The organism is Nostoc sp. TCL240-02 (assembly GCF_013343235.1).
Taxonomy (GTDB): Bacteria; Cyanobacteriota; Cyanobacteriia; order Cyanobacteriales; family Nostocaceae; genus Nostoc.
In genome coordinates, this window is record NZ_CP040094.1 from 1,164,563 (window position 1) to 1,184,319 (window position 19,757).

17 protein-coding genes and 1 pseudogene are annotated in these 19,757 nt (G+C 42.8%); 12 read left to right on the plus strand and 6 right to left on the minus strand.

The genetic code is table 11. The annotated features are described in order from the left end of the window. The first annotated feature begins 306 nt into the window (after window positions 1-306). The 3 genes and pseudogenes from FBB35_RS05215 (at window position 307) to FBB35_RS05225 (ending at window position 2,401) form a co-directional block, all read left to right on the plus strand. The gene (locus tag FBB35_RS05215; protein ID WP_254625827.1) at window positions 307-738 is read left to right on the plus strand and encodes a hypothetical protein; all 432 of its coding nucleotides are present in this window, start codon (window positions 307-309) and stop codon (window positions 736-738) included. A gap of 163 nt (window positions 739-901) precedes the next feature. Then, the gene (locus FBB35_RS05220) at window positions 902-2,071 is read left to right on the plus strand and encodes a zinc-dependent alcohol dehydrogenase (protein ID WP_174708773.1); all 1,170 of its coding nucleotides are present in this window, start codon (window positions 902-904) and stop codon (window positions 2,069-2,071) included. 7 nt (window positions 2,072-2,078) lie between these two features. Then, window positions 2,079-2,401: pseudogene (locus FBB35_RS05225) on the plus strand (cupin domain-containing protein). Between the two features lie 127 nt (window positions 2,402-2,528). Here FBB35_RS05225 and FBB35_RS05230 read toward each other — a convergent pair. Continuing rightward, window positions 2,529-3,767, minus strand: coding sequence for a methionine gamma-lyase family protein (locus tag FBB35_RS05230; RefSeq protein WP_174708774.1), 1,239 nt, complete (start codon window positions 3,765-3,767; stop codon window positions 2,529-2,531). A 90-nt stretch (window positions 3,768-3,857) separates the two neighbouring features. Here FBB35_RS05230 and FBB35_RS05235 point away from each other — a divergent pair, with 90 nt between their 5' ends. The 6 genes from FBB35_RS05235 (at window position 3,858) to FBB35_RS05260 (ending at window position 10,368) form a co-directional block, all read left to right on the plus strand. Further along, window positions 3,858-4,679: an acyl-CoA desaturase gene (locus tag FBB35_RS05235; protein WP_174708775.1), complete on the plus strand. Its 822-nt coding sequence runs from the start codon at window positions 3,858-3,860 to the stop codon at window positions 4,677-4,679. Window positions 4,680-4,874: 195 nt separating this feature from the next. Then, window positions 4,875-5,927, plus strand: a complete 1,053-nt coding sequence (locus FBB35_RS05240) for a fatty acid desaturase (protein ID WP_174708776.1) — start codon at window positions 4,875-4,877, stop codon at window positions 5,925-5,927. A gap of 197 nt (window positions 5,928-6,124) precedes the next feature. Then, on the plus strand, window positions 6,125-7,204 hold the full coding sequence (locus FBB35_RS05245; RefSeq protein WP_174708777.1) for a fatty acid desaturase: 1,080 nt from the start codon (window positions 6,125-6,127) through the stop codon (window positions 7,202-7,204). A 583-nt stretch (window positions 7,205-7,787) separates the two neighbouring features. Further along, the gene (locus tag FBB35_RS05250) at window positions 7,788-8,483 is read left to right on the plus strand and encodes an NYN domain-containing protein (RefSeq protein WP_174708778.1); all 696 of its coding nucleotides are present in this window, start codon (window positions 7,788-7,790) and stop codon (window positions 8,481-8,483) included. Between the two features lie 80 nt (window positions 8,484-8,563). Beyond that, window positions 8,564-9,274, plus strand: coding sequence for a response regulator (locus FBB35_RS05255; protein ID WP_174708779.1), 711 nt, complete (start codon window positions 8,564-8,566; stop codon window positions 9,272-9,274). 5 nt (window positions 9,275-9,279) lie between these two features. Further along, entirely contained in the window at window positions 9,280-10,368 is a 1,089-nt protein-coding gene (locus FBB35_RS05260; RefSeq protein WP_174708780.1) for a cell wall metabolism sensor histidine kinase WalK, read from the plus strand. Window positions 10,369-10,668: 300 nt separating this feature from the next. Here the strand turns inward: FBB35_RS05260 and FBB35_RS05265 are convergent, their stop codons facing one another. Further along, on the minus strand, window positions 10,669-11,334 hold the full coding sequence (locus FBB35_RS05265; RefSeq protein WP_174708781.1) for an O-methyltransferase: 666 nt from the start codon (window positions 11,332-11,334) through the stop codon (window positions 10,669-10,671). Window positions 11,335-12,252: 918 nt separating this feature from the next. Here FBB35_RS05265 and FBB35_RS05270 point away from each other — a divergent pair. Then, window positions 12,253-12,447, plus strand: coding sequence for a hypothetical protein (locus FBB35_RS05270; protein WP_114084331.1), 195 nt, complete (start codon window positions 12,253-12,255; stop codon window positions 12,445-12,447). A gap of 19 nt (window positions 12,448-12,466) precedes the next feature. Here the strand turns inward: FBB35_RS05270 and FBB35_RS05275 are convergent, their stop codons facing one another. The 3 genes from FBB35_RS05275 to FBB35_RS05285 form a co-directional block, all read right to left on the minus strand. Then, window positions 12,467-13,165 carry a LapA family protein gene (locus FBB35_RS05275; protein WP_174708782.1) on the minus strand — a complete coding sequence of 233 codons (699 nt, stop codon included), beginning with the start codon at window positions 13,163-13,165 and terminating at the stop codon, window positions 12,467-12,469. Window positions 13,166-13,464: 299 nt separating this feature from the next. Further along, window positions 13,465-14,085: a flavin prenyltransferase UbiX gene (locus tag FBB35_RS05280; RefSeq protein WP_174708783.1), complete on the minus strand. Its 621-nt coding sequence runs from the start codon at window positions 14,083-14,085 to the stop codon at window positions 13,465-13,467. Between the two features lie 17 nt (window positions 14,086-14,102). Next, complete coding sequence (locus FBB35_RS05285; RefSeq protein ID WP_174708784.1) at window positions 14,103-16,457, minus strand: ribonuclease R family protein; 2,355 nt, start codon at window positions 16,455-16,457, stop codon at window positions 14,103-14,105. A gap of 382 nt (window positions 16,458-16,839) precedes the next feature. Here FBB35_RS05285 and FBB35_RS05290 point away from each other — a divergent pair, with 382 nt between their 5' ends. Further along, complete coding sequence (locus FBB35_RS05290) at window positions 16,840-17,025, plus strand: hypothetical protein (protein ID WP_174708785.1); 186 nt, start codon at window positions 16,840-16,842, stop codon at window positions 17,023-17,025. A gap of 399 nt (window positions 17,026-17,424) precedes the next feature. Beyond that, window positions 17,425-18,309, plus strand: a complete 885-nt coding sequence (locus FBB35_RS05295; RefSeq protein WP_174708786.1) for a hypothetical protein — start codon at window positions 17,425-17,427, stop codon at window positions 18,307-18,309. A 300-nt stretch (window positions 18,310-18,609) separates the two neighbouring features. Here the strand turns inward: FBB35_RS05295 and clpP are convergent, their stop codons facing one another. Further along, on the minus strand, window positions 18,610-19,221 hold the full coding sequence (gene clpP / locus FBB35_RS05300; protein WP_099099266.1) for an ATP-dependent Clp endopeptidase proteolytic subunit ClpP: 612 nt from the start codon (window positions 19,219-19,221) through the stop codon (window positions 18,610-18,612). Between the last annotated feature and the right edge of the window lie 536 nt (window positions 19,222-19,757).

The window sequence follows — 19,757 nt, forward strand, 5'->3', positions numbered from 1 at the left end:
TAAGTGAATCACTAATGATTAAGGACTATGAAAAGTCTGCTGGAACGGTGGTAATGATGTAGGGGTAGAGACATGATTAGTGCCTACATAATGGGAGCCGAAAAAGCAATCGCTTTCCCTAACGCCTGAAAATGATGGCGAAAAAGTTTGCCAACCAAAAAGTTAATACTGGCAAAGCGTTGAAAGAGGTGACTGGTGGTCGTGATCTTAGAATAAACACCCTATGTCCATCATATTTTTCAACAAAAAAGGATAACTAAATCAAAGTTGTTCTTAAAGCTAAATGCTGAATAGTTATTCAGTCTTTTGAATTATCCACCTAACATAATGCAATTGAGGTTTTTTATGAGTCGAGTAATTTCAGCGCTACGAAATATTCGTATTTCCCAAATTTTTGTAGTTTTTCTGGTAGGATTTATGTTTTTATTGGGTCAGGCTTTTAGCTACGTTAATGTAGCACAAGCTGATACTGTTAAAACTCCAGAGGGTATTTATTACAAAGGAACACCCGATGAAGGTGAAATTAGAAATGATACCCAATCAAGAAACGATACCCAAATAAGAAACGCTCAAAATCCATTAAAAAGCGCTGCTGATAATATCCGGGAAAAGTTAAACTTGGATGAAGAAACTCCTAGAGCCACAAAAGAGTTTTTTGATCCTGCAAAAAACCAAGCCGGAGATAAAGAAGGTTATTACCAAAATTCTGCTAGCAAACAACTAAGAGATAGAAGCTAGATTGGTAACAAATTTTGAGTCTAATTGTTTGACTCATATATTGCCGAATAAACTTTGATCTGTTACCGAGACGCGATCATGATCGCGTCTCCCAATAGGTTAATCTGACGTATTTTATCTTGATATTAACGTGACAGAAATTATCACTAAGGACTAAATAATTATGAAGGCAGTTTGCTGGTATGGAGTAAACGATGTGCGGGTGGAAACAGTTCCCGACCCCAAAATTCTTAACCCACGCGATGCCATTATTAAAATTACATCTACGGCAATTTGTGGTTCTGATTTGCATCTTTACAACGGCTACATCCCCACAATGGAAAAGGGCGATATCCTTGGTCATGAATTCATGGGGGAAGTTGTAGAACTTGGAGGTGCAGTTAAAAATGTGAACATAGGCGATCGCGTGGTTGTTCCTTTCACTATCTCCTGCGGTAACTGCTTTTTTTGCAATCGGGATTTATCGTCACTATGCGACAACTCTAACCCCAATGCTTGGATGGTAGAAAAGCAAATGGGGCATTCACCATCAGGTCTATTTGGCTACTCTCATTTATTCGGCGGTTATGCAGGTGGTCAAGCAGAGTATGCACGAGTGCCATTTGCAGACGTAGGTTTGTTTAAAATTCCTGATGGTTTGACGGATGAGCAAGTGCTATTTTTAACGGATATATTCCCCACTGGGTATATGGCTGCTGAGAACTGCAACATTCAACCCGGTGATATTGTCGCTGTTTGGGGTTGTGGCCCAGTCGGACAATTTACTATTCAAAGTGCATATCTTCTTGGTGCAGAACGTGTGATTGCCATTGACCGCGTTCCCGAACGCCTAGAAATGGCTAAAGAATACGGTAAAGCTGAAATCCTTAACTACGAAGAAGTGGATGTTGGCGAAGCACTCAATGAAATGACTGGGGGTCGTGGCCCTGATGCTTGCATTGATGCAGTGGGAATGGAAGCACACGGTACAGATTTCATGGCGTTATACGACCAAGTAAAGCAAGCAGTACGTCTAGAAACAGACCGTCCAACGGCATTACGACAAGTAATTGTGTCTTGTCGTAAGGGTGGTCATGTATCAATTCCAGGGGTTTATGGTGGCTTTGTAGATAAAGTGCCGTTGGGTGCTGCCATGAATAAGGGTCTAACTTTAAAAATGGGACAAACCCATGTCCATAAGTATTTACGACCCTTGCTAGAACACGTTCAAAATGGTGAAATCGATCCAACCTTTGTCATCACCCACCGATTACCTCTAGAACAAGCGCCCCACGGCTACGAAATTTTTAAAGACAAGAAAGATAACTGCATCAAAGTTGTACTCAAACCTTAAGGTAATTATGAGCGACACCAGCGTTAAAAAAATAGATTCTACCCATTCCCCTAAAGGTAAACTCGGTCATAAGTATCTTGCTTCTGGTAAATCTCTTTCGATGCGTCTTTGGAAAGACGAACAACCAAGCGAAGACAAAGAACCAAGTTCGCGCGACTATGAAACAGTTGGTTATGTAATTAATGGTCGGGCCGAATTGCACATTGAAGGACAAATGATTTTGCTAGAGCCGGGGAGTTCTCTAGCCACACATATAAAATCCTAGAACCATTCACAGCCGTTGAAGCAACCAGTCCACCGGCTCAAGTTCACGGACGGGATGAGAATTAAACCATAAGAGAACAAGTTACAAGCTGTTCTAATTATATGTAATGTAGGGGCGCACAGTTAGCTGTGCGCCCGTAACGTGTATTTCTAATTTCTCAATAACACCTCATGTAGTGCTGAATATGCGTTATCATGCTTCGTCAGCACTTCCGATCGCATTAATCACCGCCTCTAGCGCGATCGCTATATGAGTCCAATGAGTTCCCCCCTGGCAATAAACCACATAAGGTTCACGCAAAGGCCCATCTGCTGATAATTCCAAAGTACTCCCTTCAATAAATGTCCCCCCAGCCATCACTACCTTGCTTTCATACCCCGGCATTTCATCTGGAATAGGATCTAAGTAAGAACCGATGGGAGAATGCTGTTGTATCGCTTTACAGAAAGCAATTAGCTTTTCGGCAGAACCAAGTTTAATCGCCTGAATCACATCACCACGAGGAGCGAGGGGTGCGGGATTGACTGGATAACCGAGTTTATCAAATACATAACCAGTCAGATAAGTCCCTTTCATCGCCTCTCCGACCATTTGTGGTGCTAGAAATAAGCCTTGGAATAACAAACGATTTTGGTCAAAAGTAGCACCGCCATAACTACCGATACCAGGAGCAGTGAGGCGACAGGCAGATGCTTCCACTAAGTCGGCGCGACCAGCGACATAACCGCCAGCGCTGACAATGGTGCCACCAGGATTTTTAATCAGTGACCCCGCCATTAAATCAGCACCTACGGCTGTAGGTTCCTTTGTTTCAATAAATTCGCCGTAGCAGTTATCCACAAAGCAAACAGTGTTCGGATTCTGCTGTTTGACTAAATGGACGATTTTTTCAATATCGGCAATTGATAAACTAGGCCGCCAAGAATAGCCACAAGAACGCTGAATTAACACTAAACGAGTGTTTTCAGCCACATTAGTACTTAAAGCTTGCCAATCTATAGTTCCTTCGGGTGTTAGCTCCAATTGGCGGTAATTTATGCCAAACTCGATAAGGGAGCCTTGACCTTTACCTCGTAAACCAATGACTTCTTCAAGCGTATCGTAGGGAGAACCGACCACTGCTAACATCTCATCTCCCGGACGGAGAACACCAAACAAAGCACAGGCAATCGCATGAGTTCCCGAAACAAACTGCACCCGCACGGCCGCAGCTTCAGCACCCATAACTTCGGCAAAAACTTTATCTAAAGTTTCTCGTCCTAAATCATCGTGACCATAACCACTTACACCAGCAAAGTGGTGTGCGCCCACACGGTGATTACGAAAAGCATCCAGCACTCGTTTTAGATTATGCTTGACCTGAGTGTCAATTCCAGAAAAAATTTCTAATAGTGCCTGTTCTGCTTGCCGCAGCTGTTCTAAGCTGTTCATCAGTTCCTCGTTCAAAAAAAATTAAATTATAGATATGCGGATTTTAAGATCGCACATACTAGGCTGGAAAATTCAAATTCAGGTTACTGCATGACAATTGCTACTTCAACCAAACCTCAAATTAACTGGGTTAATACCCTGTTTTTCATTGGACTGCACATCGGCGCTTTATTTGCCTTTGTTCCTGGTAACTTTAGCTGGACGGCAGTTGGTGTGGGTTTATTGCTGTACTGGGTAACTGGTGGTTTAGGAGTTACTCTCGGATTTCACCGTCTTGTTACTCACCGCAGTTTTCAAACTCCTAAGTGGCTAGAGTATCTCCTGGTTTTCTTCGGGACACTCTCCTGTCAAGGAGGCCCAATTGAGTGGATCGGGACACATCGCATTCATCATTTAAACTCTGATACTGATAGTGATCCCCATGATTCTAATAAAGGCTTCTGGTGGAGCCACATGGGTTGGCTGACTCATTATTGTCCAGCTCACGCTGATGTTCCTCGTTTCACCAAAGATATTGCCGAAGACCCAGTTTATCAGTTTTTAGAAAAATATTTCATTTTGATTCAGGTTGCTCTAGGTGTATTACTTTTGCTCCTAGGTGGCTGGCCTTTCGTTATCTGGGGAATTTTTGTTCGCATTGTCTGGGTTTACCACTGCACTTGGTTGGTGAACAGCGCTACTCATAAGTTTGGCTATCAGAGCTATGATTCTGGTGATAAATCGACTAATTGCTGGTGGGTAGCCGTACTAGTTTTCGGTGAAGGCTGGCATAATAACCATCATGCTTTTCAATACTCAGCTCGTCATGGGTTGGAATGGTGGGAAATCGATTTAACCTGGATGACAGTTCAATTGCTACAAGCAGTTGGTCTGGCCACCAATGTGAAGTTGGCCCCAACAAAAGTTAGTTAGGGGTTAGGAGTTAGGAGTTAGGATTTATACCTTTCTAAACTCATCACTTCTAACTCCTGACTTTTCAAAAAGCTATTTACGGGTGCGCTTGTGTCGGTTAGATTGCTATAATCCGAAGCGCTAATATTAAGAATTTTTGCGGCAAGCCACTTTTTTAGTGACTTGGTGGAGGAGTTTGTTGTTTTTCAGGTGTCCATGACTACATCAATAATTAACAACCAGAAACTAAGTGATGAGCCTGGTAATTCCGGTCTCAAGCTCAAAGATATTGTCAAAACCCTGCCACGGGAATGTTTTCAGCAGAACCGTCGCAAAGCTTGGACACAAGTACTGCTAAGTCTATTGGCAGTTGCTTTGGGCTATTACAGCCTGATCATTACTCCCTGGTTTCTTTTGCCCCTAGCCTGGATTTTTACGGGCACTGCTTTAACAGGTTTTTTTGTAATTGGCCATGATTGTGGACACAGGTCTTTTGCCAAACGTCGTTGGGTAAATGATTTGGTAGGGCATTTCTTTATGATGCCGTTAATTTATCCCTTTCACAGTTGGCGCATTAAGCATAATTATCACCATACTCATACCAATAAACTGGATGAGGACAACGCTTGGCATCCAATCAGACCAGAAGTGTTTGAAAATTGGGATACAACTCGGCAGTCTGCTTTTGAACTGTTCATGCGTAAACGCCTTTGGTGGGTAGGTTCCATTGGACATTGGGCAGTTGTGCATTTTGATTGGCGGAACTTCAAAACTAAAGATCAATCCAGCATCAAGCTTTCTGTGGCTGTAGTGGTTGTGTTTGCTGCGATCGCTTTCCCGTTTCTGGTCGCCACAACTGGTATCTGGGGATTTGTCAAGTTCTGGCTAGTACCCTGGATGATTTACCATTTTTGGATGAGTACTTTTACTATTGTTCACCATACTGCCGCAGACGTTCCTTTTGCGACATCGGACAAGTGGAATGAAGCTCTAGCACAGTTATCTGGCACTATTCATTGTGATTATCCGCGTTGGGTAGAAATCCTGTGCCACGATATCAATGTTCATGTTCCTCATCATCTTTCCACTGCTATTCCTTCTTATAATTTGCGGCTAGCTTACAGCAGCATCAAAGAAAATTGGGAGCCTTATCTCCATGATGAGTGTCAGTTCTCTTGGTCTTTAATGAAACAGATTACAGACCAGTGTCAACTATATACAACTGATGTTGGCTATAAGACTTTTAACGAACATTATACAGAGCAATAAATAGCGCTGTGACTACACTTACGCTCTTGAACCAACGAGAGCGTTTATCATGCTGAGTTTAAATAGAATCTGTCAATTTTTTACTGACTAAAATTGTTAGGTAAGTTGCCAGAAATTATCCTCTTGTGTGTTAGCGATCGCCAGTATCGTGGGCATTCTAATCAAAGTTCTAATTTATATCCAATCAAAAGAATCCAGTGCCATCAAATATCATCACGTTCAACAATCCTCTTGACTCTGAAAAGTCTGAGGATACGACTAAATTACCTTTCACACTTGGGGATTTAAAAGCTGCAATTCCTGCTGAATGCTTTCAGCCCAATGTGAAAAGATCACTTTTTTACTTCTTTCGTGACATCCTGATTATCGGTCTGCTTTATGCAGTTGCTTCTTACCTGGATTCTTGGGTTTTCTTTCCGATTTTCTGGCTAATGCAAGGAACGATGTTTTGGGCTTTGTTTGTAGTCGGTCATGACTGCGGACACCAATCTTTTTCTAAGCATAAATGGCTCAATGATTTGATTGGACATCTTTCTCACACACCAATACTTGTTCCTTATCATGGTTGGCGGATTAGCCACAGAACCCATCACAAAAATACTGGTAATATCGATAACGATGAAAGCTGGTATCCAGTAAGCGAATCACAATATAAGGAGATGCCCATAGCACAAAAAATAGGCAGATATTATGTTTTTCTATTGGCTTATCCTGTGTATTTGTTTAAGCGTTCTCCTAATAAAGAAGGCTCCCACTTTTTGCCCGGTAGTTCGCTTTTCAAGCCATCGGAAAAATGGGATGTTATTACTAGTACTGTCCTTTTGATTGGGATGATAGGGTTGCTGGGTTTCCTCACCTACCAATGGGGTTGGATGTGGTTGCTGAAATATTACGCTGTCCCTTACCTTGTGTTTATAGTTTGGCTAGATTTGGTGACATTTTTGCACCACACTGAGCCAGAGCTTCCTTGGTATCGTGGAGAAGATTGGACTTTCCTAAAAGGTGCAATTTCTAGTATTGACCGTGATTATGGTTTAGTTAATCATATCCATCACGATATCGGTACTCATGTTGCTCATCATATATTCCTTAACATCCCTCACTACAATTTGCTGAAGGCAACTGAGGCAATCAAACCAGTAATGGGTGAGTATTTCCACAAATCGGAAGAACCAATTTGGAAGTCATTATGGAATTCATGTATCAGCTGTCATTTTGTACCTGATACTGGTAGTAAGGTTTACTACACATCTAATAATAAGTTGGTTAAGGACTAAAACTTAAAATTCCCGACTTCTTTAAAGAAGTCGGGAATCTTGTATTTCCATCAGCCTTTTCTGACTATTTAAGCTTGAACATCCCCTCATTCAGATAAAAACTGTCTTTTAAAGATTATCCAAATACCTTAAAAAACCTACCTTTTGAGGTGCGTTGGCGTAGCCCGCCGCAGGCATCGCATACTACATTATTAGTCTGTCAGTATTTAAGCGTTCTGAGATTGCGATAAATCTCAACTTTTTGGCTGTAAGGTTATTAAGACTGAGAGTTAAAATAAAAATAGATAGATGACGTTTGCGGATTCTTGCGCCTAACCTGGTAGTAAGATTTATTTTCTCCAAACTCTTGCTGTCTTGGTGGGTAAAGATTAACATATCTGTGGACAGAAGCAATATATTATCAAACCAACCCTAACAACACTGAAAAACCTTTGGATGTCTACTTTGAATCTGCTTTAGCACCATTTAACTTTATCTGCATGTAGTGATTTAAGACCATTACCTGCTAGGGTTATAAATTAGCACAGACTATACTATAGACAATTTACATAAAAATTTTTCCATCTTTAAAATCGAGGTATCAATGATTATAACTAATTTTAGCAAACAAAGAAATGAATTTAAGGAACCCAAAGTACTCAAAACTAAACCACATTGGCAAGGGCAAAACTTGAGCGATACTACAGTCAAAAGTAAAGAGCCTAAGATACAAGATACTACATCTGATAGTTCAATTGTCAATACCTTGAATCGTGGTCGAGTTGCTATTTTTATTGATGGCTTAAACCTATTTCATACAGCTTTACAACTCGGCATCGAAATTGACTACGTTAAATTGCTTTGTCATTTAACCAATGGTTCAAGACTGTTGCGGGCTTTCTTTTATACTGGCGTTGATATCAGCAATGAAAAGCAACAGGGTTTTTTATTGTGGATGCGTCGTAATGGTTATCGTGTAGTAGCTAAAGATATTATGCAACCAGCAGAGAATTTCAAAAAATCAAATCTGAACGTAGAAATTGCTGTAGATATGATAACTTTAGCTCCTTATTATGATACTGCGGTCTTAGTCAGTGGCGATGGAGACTTAGCTTATGCGGTAAACGCTGTCAGCAGAATGGGGGTTCGGGTGGAAGTGGTGAGTCTACAAACTACTACTAGTGAAAGCTTGATTGATGTTGCTGACTGCTTCATTGACCTCGATAGTATTAAAACACACATTCAAAAAGATTCTAATCTTGGCTATAGTTATCGCACACCGTCAAATTCAAACCTTTAATCCACTCTGGCGGAAGTTTATCTATTTTATAACAAGGGGCTTTTACCCCTTGCCTGTTCCCAGTTTTGTGATTAATTGAAATGGATATTTTAATAGTTGAAGATGAACCAGAAATTGCTCATTTAATCCAATTATCTTTAGAAAAAGAAGGATTTTTTTGTCGCACTAGCCGCGATGGGATGAATGCTCTACGAATGTTTCAGGAGCAACCACCCGATTTAATCATTCTAGATTTAATGATTCCTGGTTTGGATGGGTTAGAAGTTTGCGCCAGAATTCGCCAGAAACCGGGTACAAAAGATCCTTACATTTTGATGCTCACAGCTAAGGGTGAGGAAATTGATCGCGTCATTGGTCTATCTACTGGTGCTGATGATTACATGGTCAAACCCTTTAGCCCTAGAGAGTTGGTAGCTAGGGTACGAGCATTATTGCGGCGTAGCCTCCGCCAAGGGGGACAACATCAAGTCAATCGTACCCAACACTTTATCGTCGATGTAGACCAGCGTACTGCCAGCCGTCAGATGAATTCTCAGCAACCGGAAATTTTAGACTTAACCACTCTAGAATTTAACTTGCTAACCACCTTTGTTAGCAATCCTGGTCGAGTTTGGAATCGCACTCAACTAATTGATAAACTTTGGGGAGATAACTTTTTCGGCGATGAACGAGTGGTTGATACTCATGTAGCTAGGTTGCGAAAAAAGATTGAGCCTGATTCGGCAAGTCCTACTTTTATTAAAACTGTTGTTGGAGTGGGCTATAAATTTGAAGATCCTCCGGTAGCGTAAATATTATGAAAATGGGGCTGAGAACGCGCCTATTTTTTTCCCACTTAGTAGTAATGATTGTGGGGGTAGCTAGTCTGGTGAGCATCAGTAAAATATCTTCCCCTCGCTTATTTGTGCTGCATTTGGAACGATTAGAAAATCAGGGGTTCGACTTAATTGATGTCCGTACTGAATTGGTTACAGGATTTGAACTTGCTTGGCAGCGAAGCACTATTTGGTCAGTTTTAGTCGGCACTACGGCAGCCGGAGGATTGAGTTATTGGGTGTCCAGACGGATTATGCAGCGCTTGACGGAGATGGAACAAATCACCCAAAAATTTGCTGCTGGTCAGATGGATGCACGACTACCTATGTCTGATATTCCAGAACTGAATGGACTGGGTGCGAGTTTCAATCGGATGGCAGCCAGTTTAGAGGGGGTGGAAGCGCGGCGGCGAGAGGTGATTGGAGATATGACCCATGAACTAAGGACACCGTTAACGGTTGTGCGTGGTTACTTGGAAGAACTAGCTGATGGGGAAATTGAAGCGTCTCCTGAAATTTATCGGCGTTTAGCTAAAGAAACTAGACGCTTAGAGCGGCTAGTGAACGATTTGCAAGAACTATCTAAGGCAGAAGCTGGTTATTTGCCAATTAATATACAACGCGTAAATCTGCGTCCGTTATTAGAGTCGTTAGTGGAGAAATTCACCGATCAATTGTTGGAAGATGGGCCAATTCTGCTCTTACAATGTCCATCTGTGCTACCTCTTGTATTGGCGGATATTGACCGTACAGAACAGGTGTTGGTTAATTTGCTTGGTAATGCAGTGCGTTACACTAACGGAGGTTCAATTACCATTCGTGTTGGGACTGAAGCTTCTCTTCTCTGGATCGCGGTTATAGATACAGGTATTGGTATCGCTCCAGAAAACTTGCCCCATGTATTTGAGCGTTTCTGGCGAGCCGACCAATCGCGCGATCGCCATTCAGGAGGTACGGGTATTGGTTTAACTATTTCCCGTCGTTTGATTGAACTACAAGGCGGACAGATTCAAGTAGAAAGCGAGTTAGGAGTTGGCAGTACGTTTCGGTTTTTTCTGCCTTTGGCTTAAGTTGAGCCAAAACCCTTGAGATACAAGGCATTGACACAAAGTGGTCACGGCCGTGTCATATCCAATTGCTAATTTAAAAATATCCAACCAAAATCTGGTTTTTTTTGATGGGTGTCGAGATTTTGGAATTGTGTGGAATATAACGTTAATTTGGCATTTGGGTAGAATTGTATATGTCTACTTTAGTTTTGGCTGCTTTTTTGGTTAGTTTACTCAGTATTTCGGGTTACGCTGCGATCGCCTACCTATTCCCTCAAAATCGTTCCTAAGACTTGCCACATAACAATTTCTGGCTATTTTCTACTTTACTATTGCGATCGCAAAGCCGTCGTATCCTTTGCTGCCCACGGTCTGGATTGCCGTAGCGCTGACGCGTGGCTCAGAGGCAAGCAATTCGTTGAAGCGACGCACACCCTGAACGCTAGGATCGCTGCTGGTGGCATCAATTACTGCTCCGTTACGCACGACATTATCGGCAACGATCAGGCTGCCAGGACGGGAAAGCTTGAGTGCCCATTTGAAGTAATCGGGATTGTTTGGCTTATCGGCATCAATGAAGATCAGGTCAAATGGACTGTTACCCTCCGCAGCAATCTGGGGGAGCGTAGAGAGTGCTTGTCCAAGGCGTAGGTCAACGATATCGGACAGACCCGCATGGGCAATGTTAGCGCGGGCGACTTCGGCGTGCTTTGGGTTAGCCTCCAGCGTAATCAGACGGCCGTCGCTGGGTAGTGCCCGTGCCAGCCAGATAGTACTGTAGCCACCCAGCGTGCCAATCTCCAGGATGGTTCGCGCCCGTTGAATTTGTGCTAACAGTAGCAGCAGCTTGCCCTGATTGGGCGAAACGTTGTGTGGTGGCAGTCCAGCCGCAGTGCTGGTCTGGAGAGCCGCATCCAGCGCAGGGTCGGGCGGCACAAACAGATCGGTGAAGTAACTATCAACCACAGTCCATTGCTCTTGAATCATAGATTCTCACTTTTTACCCCATCTATAAAATCCTGCGCGGTCTTCTCCCAACGAGAGAGGCTTTGCAAAGGCGGAGCGTTTTTCCTATGAGCAACTGCCAAAGGACACAAATAAAGAAAATTTGGCGCAGTCTCACATACAAATAGTATCAATATCTAACTGGAGCAGCCCCTAATCAGCCATTCATTAGCAGAGTATAGGAAAGAGAGGCTCTCTAATAGGAATTTTGATCATCAATTGCAATCTTTTCCCTACCGCTTCCTGAAAGTAGTAGGGTTTTGTTTCCATCCCTAATAGGGATTTTGATCGATTGCAATTAGTAACACTTCTTACTTAAACTTTAATGATTTGAAAATCCGTTTTAATCCTTTTAGGGATTCTACTATGTTAGTTTTTAAACCTTAATTCTTTAAATGTTTTTTTCTAAGCGCTTCTCTTTACTCTCAAGTCTATTTATTAATGTATTTAAAGTAACTCAGGTAATAGATTAACGATTCTTCAGTGAAATTACCATAAATAATCAACTATAAATTTATAAAAAATGTAGTAATTGCCCTGAAGTAACTTGGTAGTTGCTGTATAGCGATCGCTTGGCTTAATGAAAAAATTAACATAGCTTGTTTGAAACTTTATCCAAACAATTTCTGTCTATCTAAATAATCCGAATTTTCACTCTGGTGCATAATTTTAAGTATACAAAATACTGTGTTTCTAATAGCACGGTATAGTTATTCTAAAAATCTAGTTATAACAAGTCCTACTCAATTAAATGTTTCCGATAAAGGTGTAAATAATGACTAGTATTCTGCGATCGCCCAAAAAAGCTTTGTAAAGAAAGAAGTTTCGACACAAAAACTACTGCATATTTCACCCCAATAAGCCTGAATGAATAAATATAGGATGAATGAGGCGTCAACTATGAATCGAATTCGTGACGTTGTACAAAAAGCTTTAGCAACTGGCTATTTGACAGTGGAAGCTGAAAATCAACTACGACAACTGTTGACTACTCCGTATGACTTGGAAGATTTAAATGCTTTCATGGCTTTGCAGGAAGCTGCCATGACTGGTAAGGTCAAGCAGGAGTCTAGGGAGCGGTGTGGCATCAAGTAGAGACTTAGCCTAATATGTCTCACCGACGGGAGCGTTTATCATCATCCTCAAAATCCTCATCATCATCAAAAAATTCCCAATCATCGTCATCCGCTTGATTAGTAGTGGGTGGCTGATAAGGGGGAATGATTACTCGGTAATCGGCATCATAAACGGATTCAGTTTTTCCCACAGCCGTATTTTTAGGCTCACGGTAGCTGTAAGAGTAAACTGAACCAGACTGAGAACTGCTTTTGGCTTCTGATTGACGTTCGTAGATTTTTGAGTCTCTAGCAGGTTGAGCTTGAGGATTAGGGGTAGGCGCTTCCTCGGACTTTTCATCAAAGTTCCAATCATCATCTCTACTGCCATTTGTCTCCCAATCATCAAATTCATCACTAGTCGGCTCTTCTTTTTTACTAGCTGGTGGTGGAGGAGTGGCACGAGATGTAGATTCTTCTCTTTGGGTTGCCTTTGCACGAGGCGAAGTTGTACTTCGGCGGTTAGGAGTTTGGCGTTGTCCTGCCACAAAATAATTGGATAAGTTAAACAAGGTAGCAATCAATATAGATGTGAAAGCACCTGTGGTAGTACTGAACAAAATCCATATCGCTAGTGGTAATGGTTGAGTTCGCACGCCCAAAAATACTAGCGATAAGACAGGCGACCAATTTTGAACTAACAACAGCGTTAGTCCTCCCAGTACCGCCACCAATAGAATTAAGCGAATTACAGCCATAGCAATTTTGTTAATTGTCAATTGTCAGTGGTCACTGAAGAGGAAAGGGGGCAGGGAGCAGGGGGAAAACCCCATAAATAAATTTATTGGCCTTGAGACACTAATGGAGCAGGGAATTCCAGAATCTTTTTCTCTCTGCCCCTTGCTCCCTACTCCCCTGCCTCTTTGGTCAGTTGTCAGTTATCAGTCTGATTACTCTTCACTAATTACTGTTCACTGACTACTGAACACTATCAGCCATCTCTATCATTACCCTTTTAGGACTATTGTGAAATATTCCGATGAGTCCACTAAGGGCGTTAGCGACGACCTTCCCACCTTTGAATTGGGATGCAGTCAATATCTAGTTGGTCTAAAGCACGGGCAACTACAAAATCAACTAAATCCTCGATGGTTTGGGGATTATGGTACCAGGCGGGAATAGCGGGGACAATTCTAACTCCAACTTCAGCTAAAGAGGTTAAGTTACGCAGGTGGATGAGGCTAAAAGGCGTTTCACGAGGGACAATGACCAGTTTTCGCCCTTCTTTAAGTTGGACATCTGCTGCCCGTTCTAGTAAATCAGAACTCAAGCCAACGGCTAGCTTTGCTACTGTACTCATGCTGCATGGAATAATTACCATCCCCAAAGTGGCAAAGGAACCACTCGCAATCCCGGCTCCAACATCACCCCAAGGATGGCAACGGAGTTTACCCGAAAGGGCAACTCCAGCTTGCTCTCGCCAAAATTGCTCTTGTTGAATTGGTTCTGGTGGCATCCGAATTTCCTGTTCTGACTGCCAAACCATGTAAGTAGATTTAGAGGCGACCAATTCAATACTATAATCCGCTTCTAGCAAAAATTTGATCGCGCGAACAGCGTAAATCAGACCAGATGCGCCCGATACGCCTAAAATTAAAGGTTTGGTGTTGTTTGACACAGAAAATTTAGTAAATTTTACTCATCTTCAGAGTAAGGGTCTAGGTCATCAGGCTCCATATCATTTGGTAAGTAGAGGTCAGAAAGGTCTTCATTGGAACCATTGCCAGTTGAACCTTTAGCTAGACCATCGCTGCCGACTGTTACCAAATCAATTTGCTGGCGGTAGTAATCGACACTCTTAACTTGGACGGCGACGCGATCGCCTAATCGATAAGAAGCGCGATTTTTGCGACCGAACAGTGCCTGTTGTCTAGCGCGATATTCATACCAATCGTCTTTGAGAGAACTGACGTGTACCAATCCCTCTACCCGCAAAGGTACACCAGGATTACTGCTGGATTCTACCTCGGCTGCTGGTACTTCAATTTCTACAAAGAAACCGTAGGATTGAACGCCGGTAATCACGCCTTGAAATACCTGGCCGATGCGTTGCTTCATCAGTTGGGCTTTTTGCAGTCCGGCTAAATCAGCTTCAGCTTCTTGGACTTCTTTTTCTCGGTCGTTGATTTGGACAATTACCCTAGTCAAATCGCTTTGGAGTTCTTGTTGCAATTCTGGGGGTAAAACGTTCCAGTTAATTTCCGTGTGGCTGGAGGAGTGGCGCAGGTTAACGCGTTCTCTGACACGGGTATTGCGGCGATCGCGTCCGTTTTCGAGTAGGCTGTAATACACTCTCTGCATCAGTAAATCTGGGTAACGTCGCAATGGGGCGCTAAAGTGGACATATTGCGGTAGTGCCAGACCAAAGTGAGATCCTTTGGTGGTGCTGTATGCTGAGGGCTTAAGGGTATCTTGCAACAAGTAAGTAAGAACTTGCTCAGAGGGAGATTCGGCAAAAGCTGTCGTTAAATGTTGATAATCTAGGGGTTGGATATCTACTTCTGGATCTAGTGTGAGATCAACGCCTAAATTGACTGCCAATTTCAGCATTTCCTGAACATCTTCGACATCGGGCGTGCCTTGGACTCGCCAGATAGCCGGAACACCAAGAGCATTTAAGTGAGTTGCTACCAGTTGATTAACTAACAGTACCAACTCCGTGAGTAGCGATCGCACAGGTAAATCATTCACTACCACTGTGCCAAGAATCCCTTCATCATAATAGGCGTTTTGGCTGGGCGGCAGATTTAACTGGAGGCTACCACGATTCAATCGTACCTGTTTCACGCCTGTTTGCAAGGCTTGGAGGTCTTGCACTATTTGGACGACCTGTGGAGATTGATTGTGAGCTTCACCTATGAGAATTGCTTGGGCAAGTTCAGTACTTAGTGCAGTTTCTACGTTAATTACACTAGGCTGAATTTCCCACTCCAACACTTCTCCAGATTGGGGATCAATGGTAATTAAAAAAGAGATGGTTAAGCGATCGCTCCCAGGTACTAAAGAACAGCGTTCTGCTACAATTGGAGGCAAAATTGGCAGCACTAATTCTCCCAGATACACTGATTTACCCCGTTTGAGTGCTTCTCTATCTAGGGCTTCATCAGGTTGGACATAGTGAGAAACATCAGTGATATGAACGCCTAAAAGCCAATTTCCGGCTAGGTTTTTTTCTAAACTAAAAGCGTTTTCTATAACTTTGGTGTCACCATTTACCCCTTCAATGGTGAGAGTAAACAAATTACGCAAATCCAACCGATTTTTTAGGTCTGCTTTGAGTAGCTTTTTGGGTAACTTGGCGGCGGCTTCTAGGACATGATCGGGAAAAGTCCGGGAAAGGTCGTGTTTGCAAGTAACTAAATCTATATCAGCAGCAGCTTCGGCATCGCTACCGAGGATTTGTACCACTCGACCAAGGGGAGGATATTGTGCCAACGGGTAACGCAAAACTTCCACATGAACAAGATGGTCGATCGCTTCTTCCAACTTTACCTCGTTAGGTTGAATCTTGAGTTCAAACAGCAATCGATCATCTAAAGGCACAGCCCGGAAACCAGTTTCCACCTGCTTAATTCGTGCCAATAACGTGTGGTTGGAACGTTCTAGAATCAGCTTCACTTCCCCTTCAGGAGAGCGACGGCGGCTGCCTTCTTTGAGAACTCTAACCAAAACGCGATCGCCATTCCAAGCATTACTCAGATGACTTTCGCGGATGTAAATATCCTCGGCTCCTTCCACATCTTGAATAGCAAAGCAAAAGCCTTTACTAGAACAACGGAGTTTTGCCTCGATTATTCCCTCTTCTGAAACACGACGGTACTTGCCCCGTTCTTTGACCAAAATACCGATTTTTTCAAGAACATCTAAAGCAATGTGAAGTTTTTGTAAACTTTTCTCATCTTCACAGCCAAGTTTCTTTTCTAAAACCTTCCGAGCTACCAATTTATCATCGGTGAAATTGGCAAGGAGTGTAGCGATTGAAAATTCCATGCAGTGAACCGACCTTTGGTCAAAACATCATTTTTTGTTTAATCTGGTTCATTCCTGTATACCCTTACGGCTTACAGAAACAAGCTGGAAACGAATTGCCCAGAGGCAAGGCTTCCTAAGTTCTAAGGAAAGGAAACCCAACCCACCAAGAGTGGGAAACTACTCCGGCAGTTCCGAGCAAAGGAAGCCTACCCACGGACAACTCTGGGCATCTACGAACTTCTCACTGCACGATGCTCTCAGAATTCGCCTGCGTTCAAGTCACTTCACCTAACCAAACTTAAGATTGCACGCCTGATTTTACAATTTAGCCCCGCTAGTGAATTACGCGACGGGTTTTTGAGAAGTTGGGTTTAGAGAATCCATACTGCCCAAAAGCGCTATGCAGGGGAGCCACTGCGGTGAGGCAGCCCCCGTCTTCTCCCTTGGCGTTAGCCTCTCCCTTTGGGAGAAGGGGAGACGCGAAGCGCGATGGCGGTTCCCGTCATTAGCGAGGTACGAGCGTCTGGGGTTTCCCCAAGTGGAGCAAGTGGCGTGGAAACTACAGGTGTTTGATTGTCTAGAGTGAAGGTAATTTTACGCCATTAGAATCTGATTTTTAACTAGGAGGAACTGCCGGTTAACCCAATTTTCCCACATGTAGAATCGGTAACAATTAGGTGAGCAGCTTAATAAGCAGTGAGGGCGAACCTTATCTCCATTATTGTAGATTTAGAGCGCACTTCCAGAAAATAGTTCTAGATATCTAGTTGGGTAATCAGTATAGCATTGCAGGCAAGACTACCCAGATAAGTTAGCACTAGCCAAAAATTTCGTCAAAAAACGGCTACTGCTACAATTGGGACACTAGGCAAAGCATTAAAAGGGACTGGGGATTGGGTCTTAGGGATGAGGATTAAAATAATTCTTTCCCCTGTCCCAGTCTCCAATCCCAAGTCCCCAAAAGATTTAGATTGGTAGTAGTATTATGTTGGCTCAATTCCAGAGCTTGTATCCCAAGGGCAGTCTGATTTCTGAATTAGTGCAAATTTTTCAAGGAAAATATATTGTCCGGGCAAGCGTGCAAGTTGAAGGCGTAACCCGTGCGACGGGTATGGCAGCAGCAGAAACAGTAGAAGCAGCAGAAGACCAAGCCAGAACTAGGGCGTTGATAGTTTTGGGTATTACAAATTCGCCACCACAATCAGTGGAATTTAGCTCAAATTCAATTTCTCCAGCGCAGCTAAATCCCTCCTTGAATACCAAAGGTGGATTGAGTGAATCTACTTATTCTTCTACGAAAGCTGGGGATTTTGTAGATAGTCAATGGCCAGAGGTTAGTGATAAAGAAATATCTATACCGCCTTCCAAAGTCCGCAACATCAAACCAGAAGTAGTAACAACCAGTAACGAACAGTACGAATACAGTAGTGCTGCCCCTTTACCAAGCGAAAACTATAGCCAGGATTTAAGTCAAAACTTTCCTGTGACTACCAACCGGGAGCTAGAATTTGATCCTCCAGTTGAAAACTTGGAAATAACGTTTAGTAACGAGCCAGAAAATCAAACCTTTCCAGCAATTTCTGCTAATAATGTCACGCCATTTACACCCCGGAGTTACAGCCCTCAAGAGGATGTCCCTACCCCGTCAGTGACAGGAAAGAGAAAGAAGAAAGCTGAACCCGTGGATTTATCGGATGTGATTGCAAAAACAGATGTCGAACTTCAGCGTTTAAACTGGACACCAGAACAGGGACGGGAGCATCTGATTAAAACCTACGGTAAACGTGGGCGTACTTTGCTAACTGAAGAAGAATTACACGGATTCCTCAAATACCTGCAATCGCAGCCTGACCCAATAGCGGGATTTTGATTTGTCATTAGTTATTAGTCATGGTTCGGCTAAGGCAAAAGACGCGATTTATCGCGTCTTTGGATGATTTATCGAATCTTTAGTGATCTAAAATTTTTATCAAAAAACCTTAACCGAACCGTATTGGATTGAGGATGAGGTAAACCAGGGATATAAATTGTATGTTATTTAATTCTCATTCCTAAGTAGTTGAGCAGACCATCCATTCCCAAAATAACCCCTCTTCATTACTGAAGAGGGGTTATTTTTGAAGTTTAAGGGAATTAAAAGTGGTAAATCATCATTTACCAATCGTGACTATTAATTCACAGCAGCAACAGCTGGACGGCTACCAGCAGCGTGGCGGTCAATCACTTGGTCAATCAAACCGTAGTCCCTGGCTTCCTCTGGTGACATGAAGAAGTCACGTTCTGTATCTTCAGCAATGCGCTCAATTGGTTGACCTGTATGTTCGGCTAAATAGTCATTTAGCCGCTTCTTATGGTACAAAATTTCCCGCGCCTGAATTTCAATATCAGTCGCCTGTCCTTGAGCGCCACCGAGAGGCTGGTGAATCATAATCCGAGAATGGGGTAAACTCATCCGCTTACCCTTAGCACCTGCGCTGAGGAGGAAAGCGCCCATACTCGCCGCCAATCCGGTACAAATTGTACAGACATCAGGGCGAATATGTTTCATAGTGTCAAAAATGCCCATACCAGCCGTCACCGAACCACCGGGAGAATTGATGTACATATATATGTCTTTCTCCGGGTCTTCAGCATCCAAATACAGCAGTTGGGCAACAATCAAGTTAGCAATGTTGTTGTCAACTTGTTGTCCCAAAAAGATGATGCGCTCACGTAACAGCCGTGAGTAGATGTCAAAGGCGCGTTCACCTCGACCCGATTGTTCAATAACGATAGGAATCATGGAAGCGTGTTTGTGGCTACTTTAAATACATTTTATCGGTGACAGCACGAAACTGGGGTTTATCTCTACTGTTCTCAAGCAGATAACTTAAATTTTGATTGAGGAAGGCAGGAGGCAAGAGGAAAACTGCCCTCTGTTTCCTGCCGCAACCGACCAGGGAAAGGTTTTAAGACAAGAACACTGAAGTTTAGTTCAGTGGTTTCAATTCATCCGGGGTCGAATCCTATAAATGAATTGGTTCTGTTGCCTGCTTCAAAATTTTCCCTTGCTCCCTGACCTTTGCCCCCTGATCCCTGCTCCCTTGCCTCTTTTTCAACCTTTAAGGGCACTTTTTAGCCGCAAAAGGTGTCTAAGAGAATATCCCATGCAGGGAAGAACAAATCAAAAAACTCTAATTTTCGCCAATTTCATAATCTCAGCCTTTGCTAGATAACTTTGGCGATGTAGCCATTAAACCGATAACCGAAATCCAACTTGCTTAGGGACTTGTGTTAAATTTCTGTAACATTTTAAACATTTTTTTAGGATTTCCCTCA

Excerpts from the sequence above, each read along its gene's own strand:
- FBB35_RS05220 (WP_174708773.1), top strand. The coding sequence starts at position 902 with ATGAAGGCAGTTTGCTGGTATGGAGTAAACGATGTGCGGGTGGAAACA.
- FBB35_RS05295 (WP_174708786.1), top strand. The coding sequence starts at position 17,425 with ATGTTGGCTCAATTCCAGAGCTTGTATCCCAAGGGCAGTCTGATTTCT.
- FBB35_RS05240 (WP_174708776.1), top strand. The coding sequence starts at position 4,875 with ATGACTACATCAATAATTAACAACCAGAAACTAAGTGATGAGCCTGGT.
- FBB35_RS05265 (WP_174708781.1), bottom strand. The coding sequence starts at position 11,334 with ATGATTCAAGAGCAATGGACTGTGGTTGATAGTTACTTCACCGATCTG.
- clpP (WP_099099266.1), bottom strand. The coding sequence starts at position 19,221 with ATGATTCCTATCGTTATTGAACAATCGGGTCGAGGTGAACGCGCCTTT.
- FBB35_RS05275 (WP_174708782.1), bottom strand. The coding sequence starts at position 13,165 with ATGGCTGTAATTCGCTTAATTCTATTGGTGGCGGTACTGGGAGGACTA.
- FBB35_RS05255 (WP_174708779.1), top strand. The coding sequence starts at position 8,564 with ATGGATATTTTAATAGTTGAAGATGAACCAGAAATTGCTCATTTAATC.
- FBB35_RS05290 (WP_174708785.1), top strand. The coding sequence starts at position 16,840 with ATGCAGGGGAGCCACTGCGGTGAGGCAGCCCCCGTCTTCTCCCTTGGC.
- FBB35_RS05250 (WP_174708778.1), top strand. The coding sequence starts at position 7,788 with ATGATTATAACTAATTTTAGCAAACAAAGAAATGAATTTAAGGAACCC.
- FBB35_RS05260 (WP_174708780.1), top strand. The coding sequence starts at position 9,280 with ATGAAAATGGGGCTGAGAACGCGCCTATTTTTTTCCCACTTAGTAGTA.
- FBB35_RS05270 (WP_114084331.1), top strand. The coding sequence starts at position 12,253 with ATGAATCGAATTCGTGACGTTGTACAAAAAGCTTTAGCAACTGGCTAT.
- FBB35_RS05285 (WP_174708784.1), bottom strand. The coding sequence starts at position 16,457 with ATGGAATTTTCAATCGCTACACTCCTTGCCAATTTCACCGATGATAAA.
- FBB35_RS05230 (WP_174708774.1), bottom strand. The coding sequence starts at position 3,767 with ATGAACAGCTTAGAACAGCTGCGGCAAGCAGAACAGGCACTATTAGAA.
- FBB35_RS05235 (WP_174708775.1), top strand. The coding sequence starts at position 3,858 with ATGACAATTGCTACTTCAACCAAACCTCAAATTAACTGGGTTAATACC.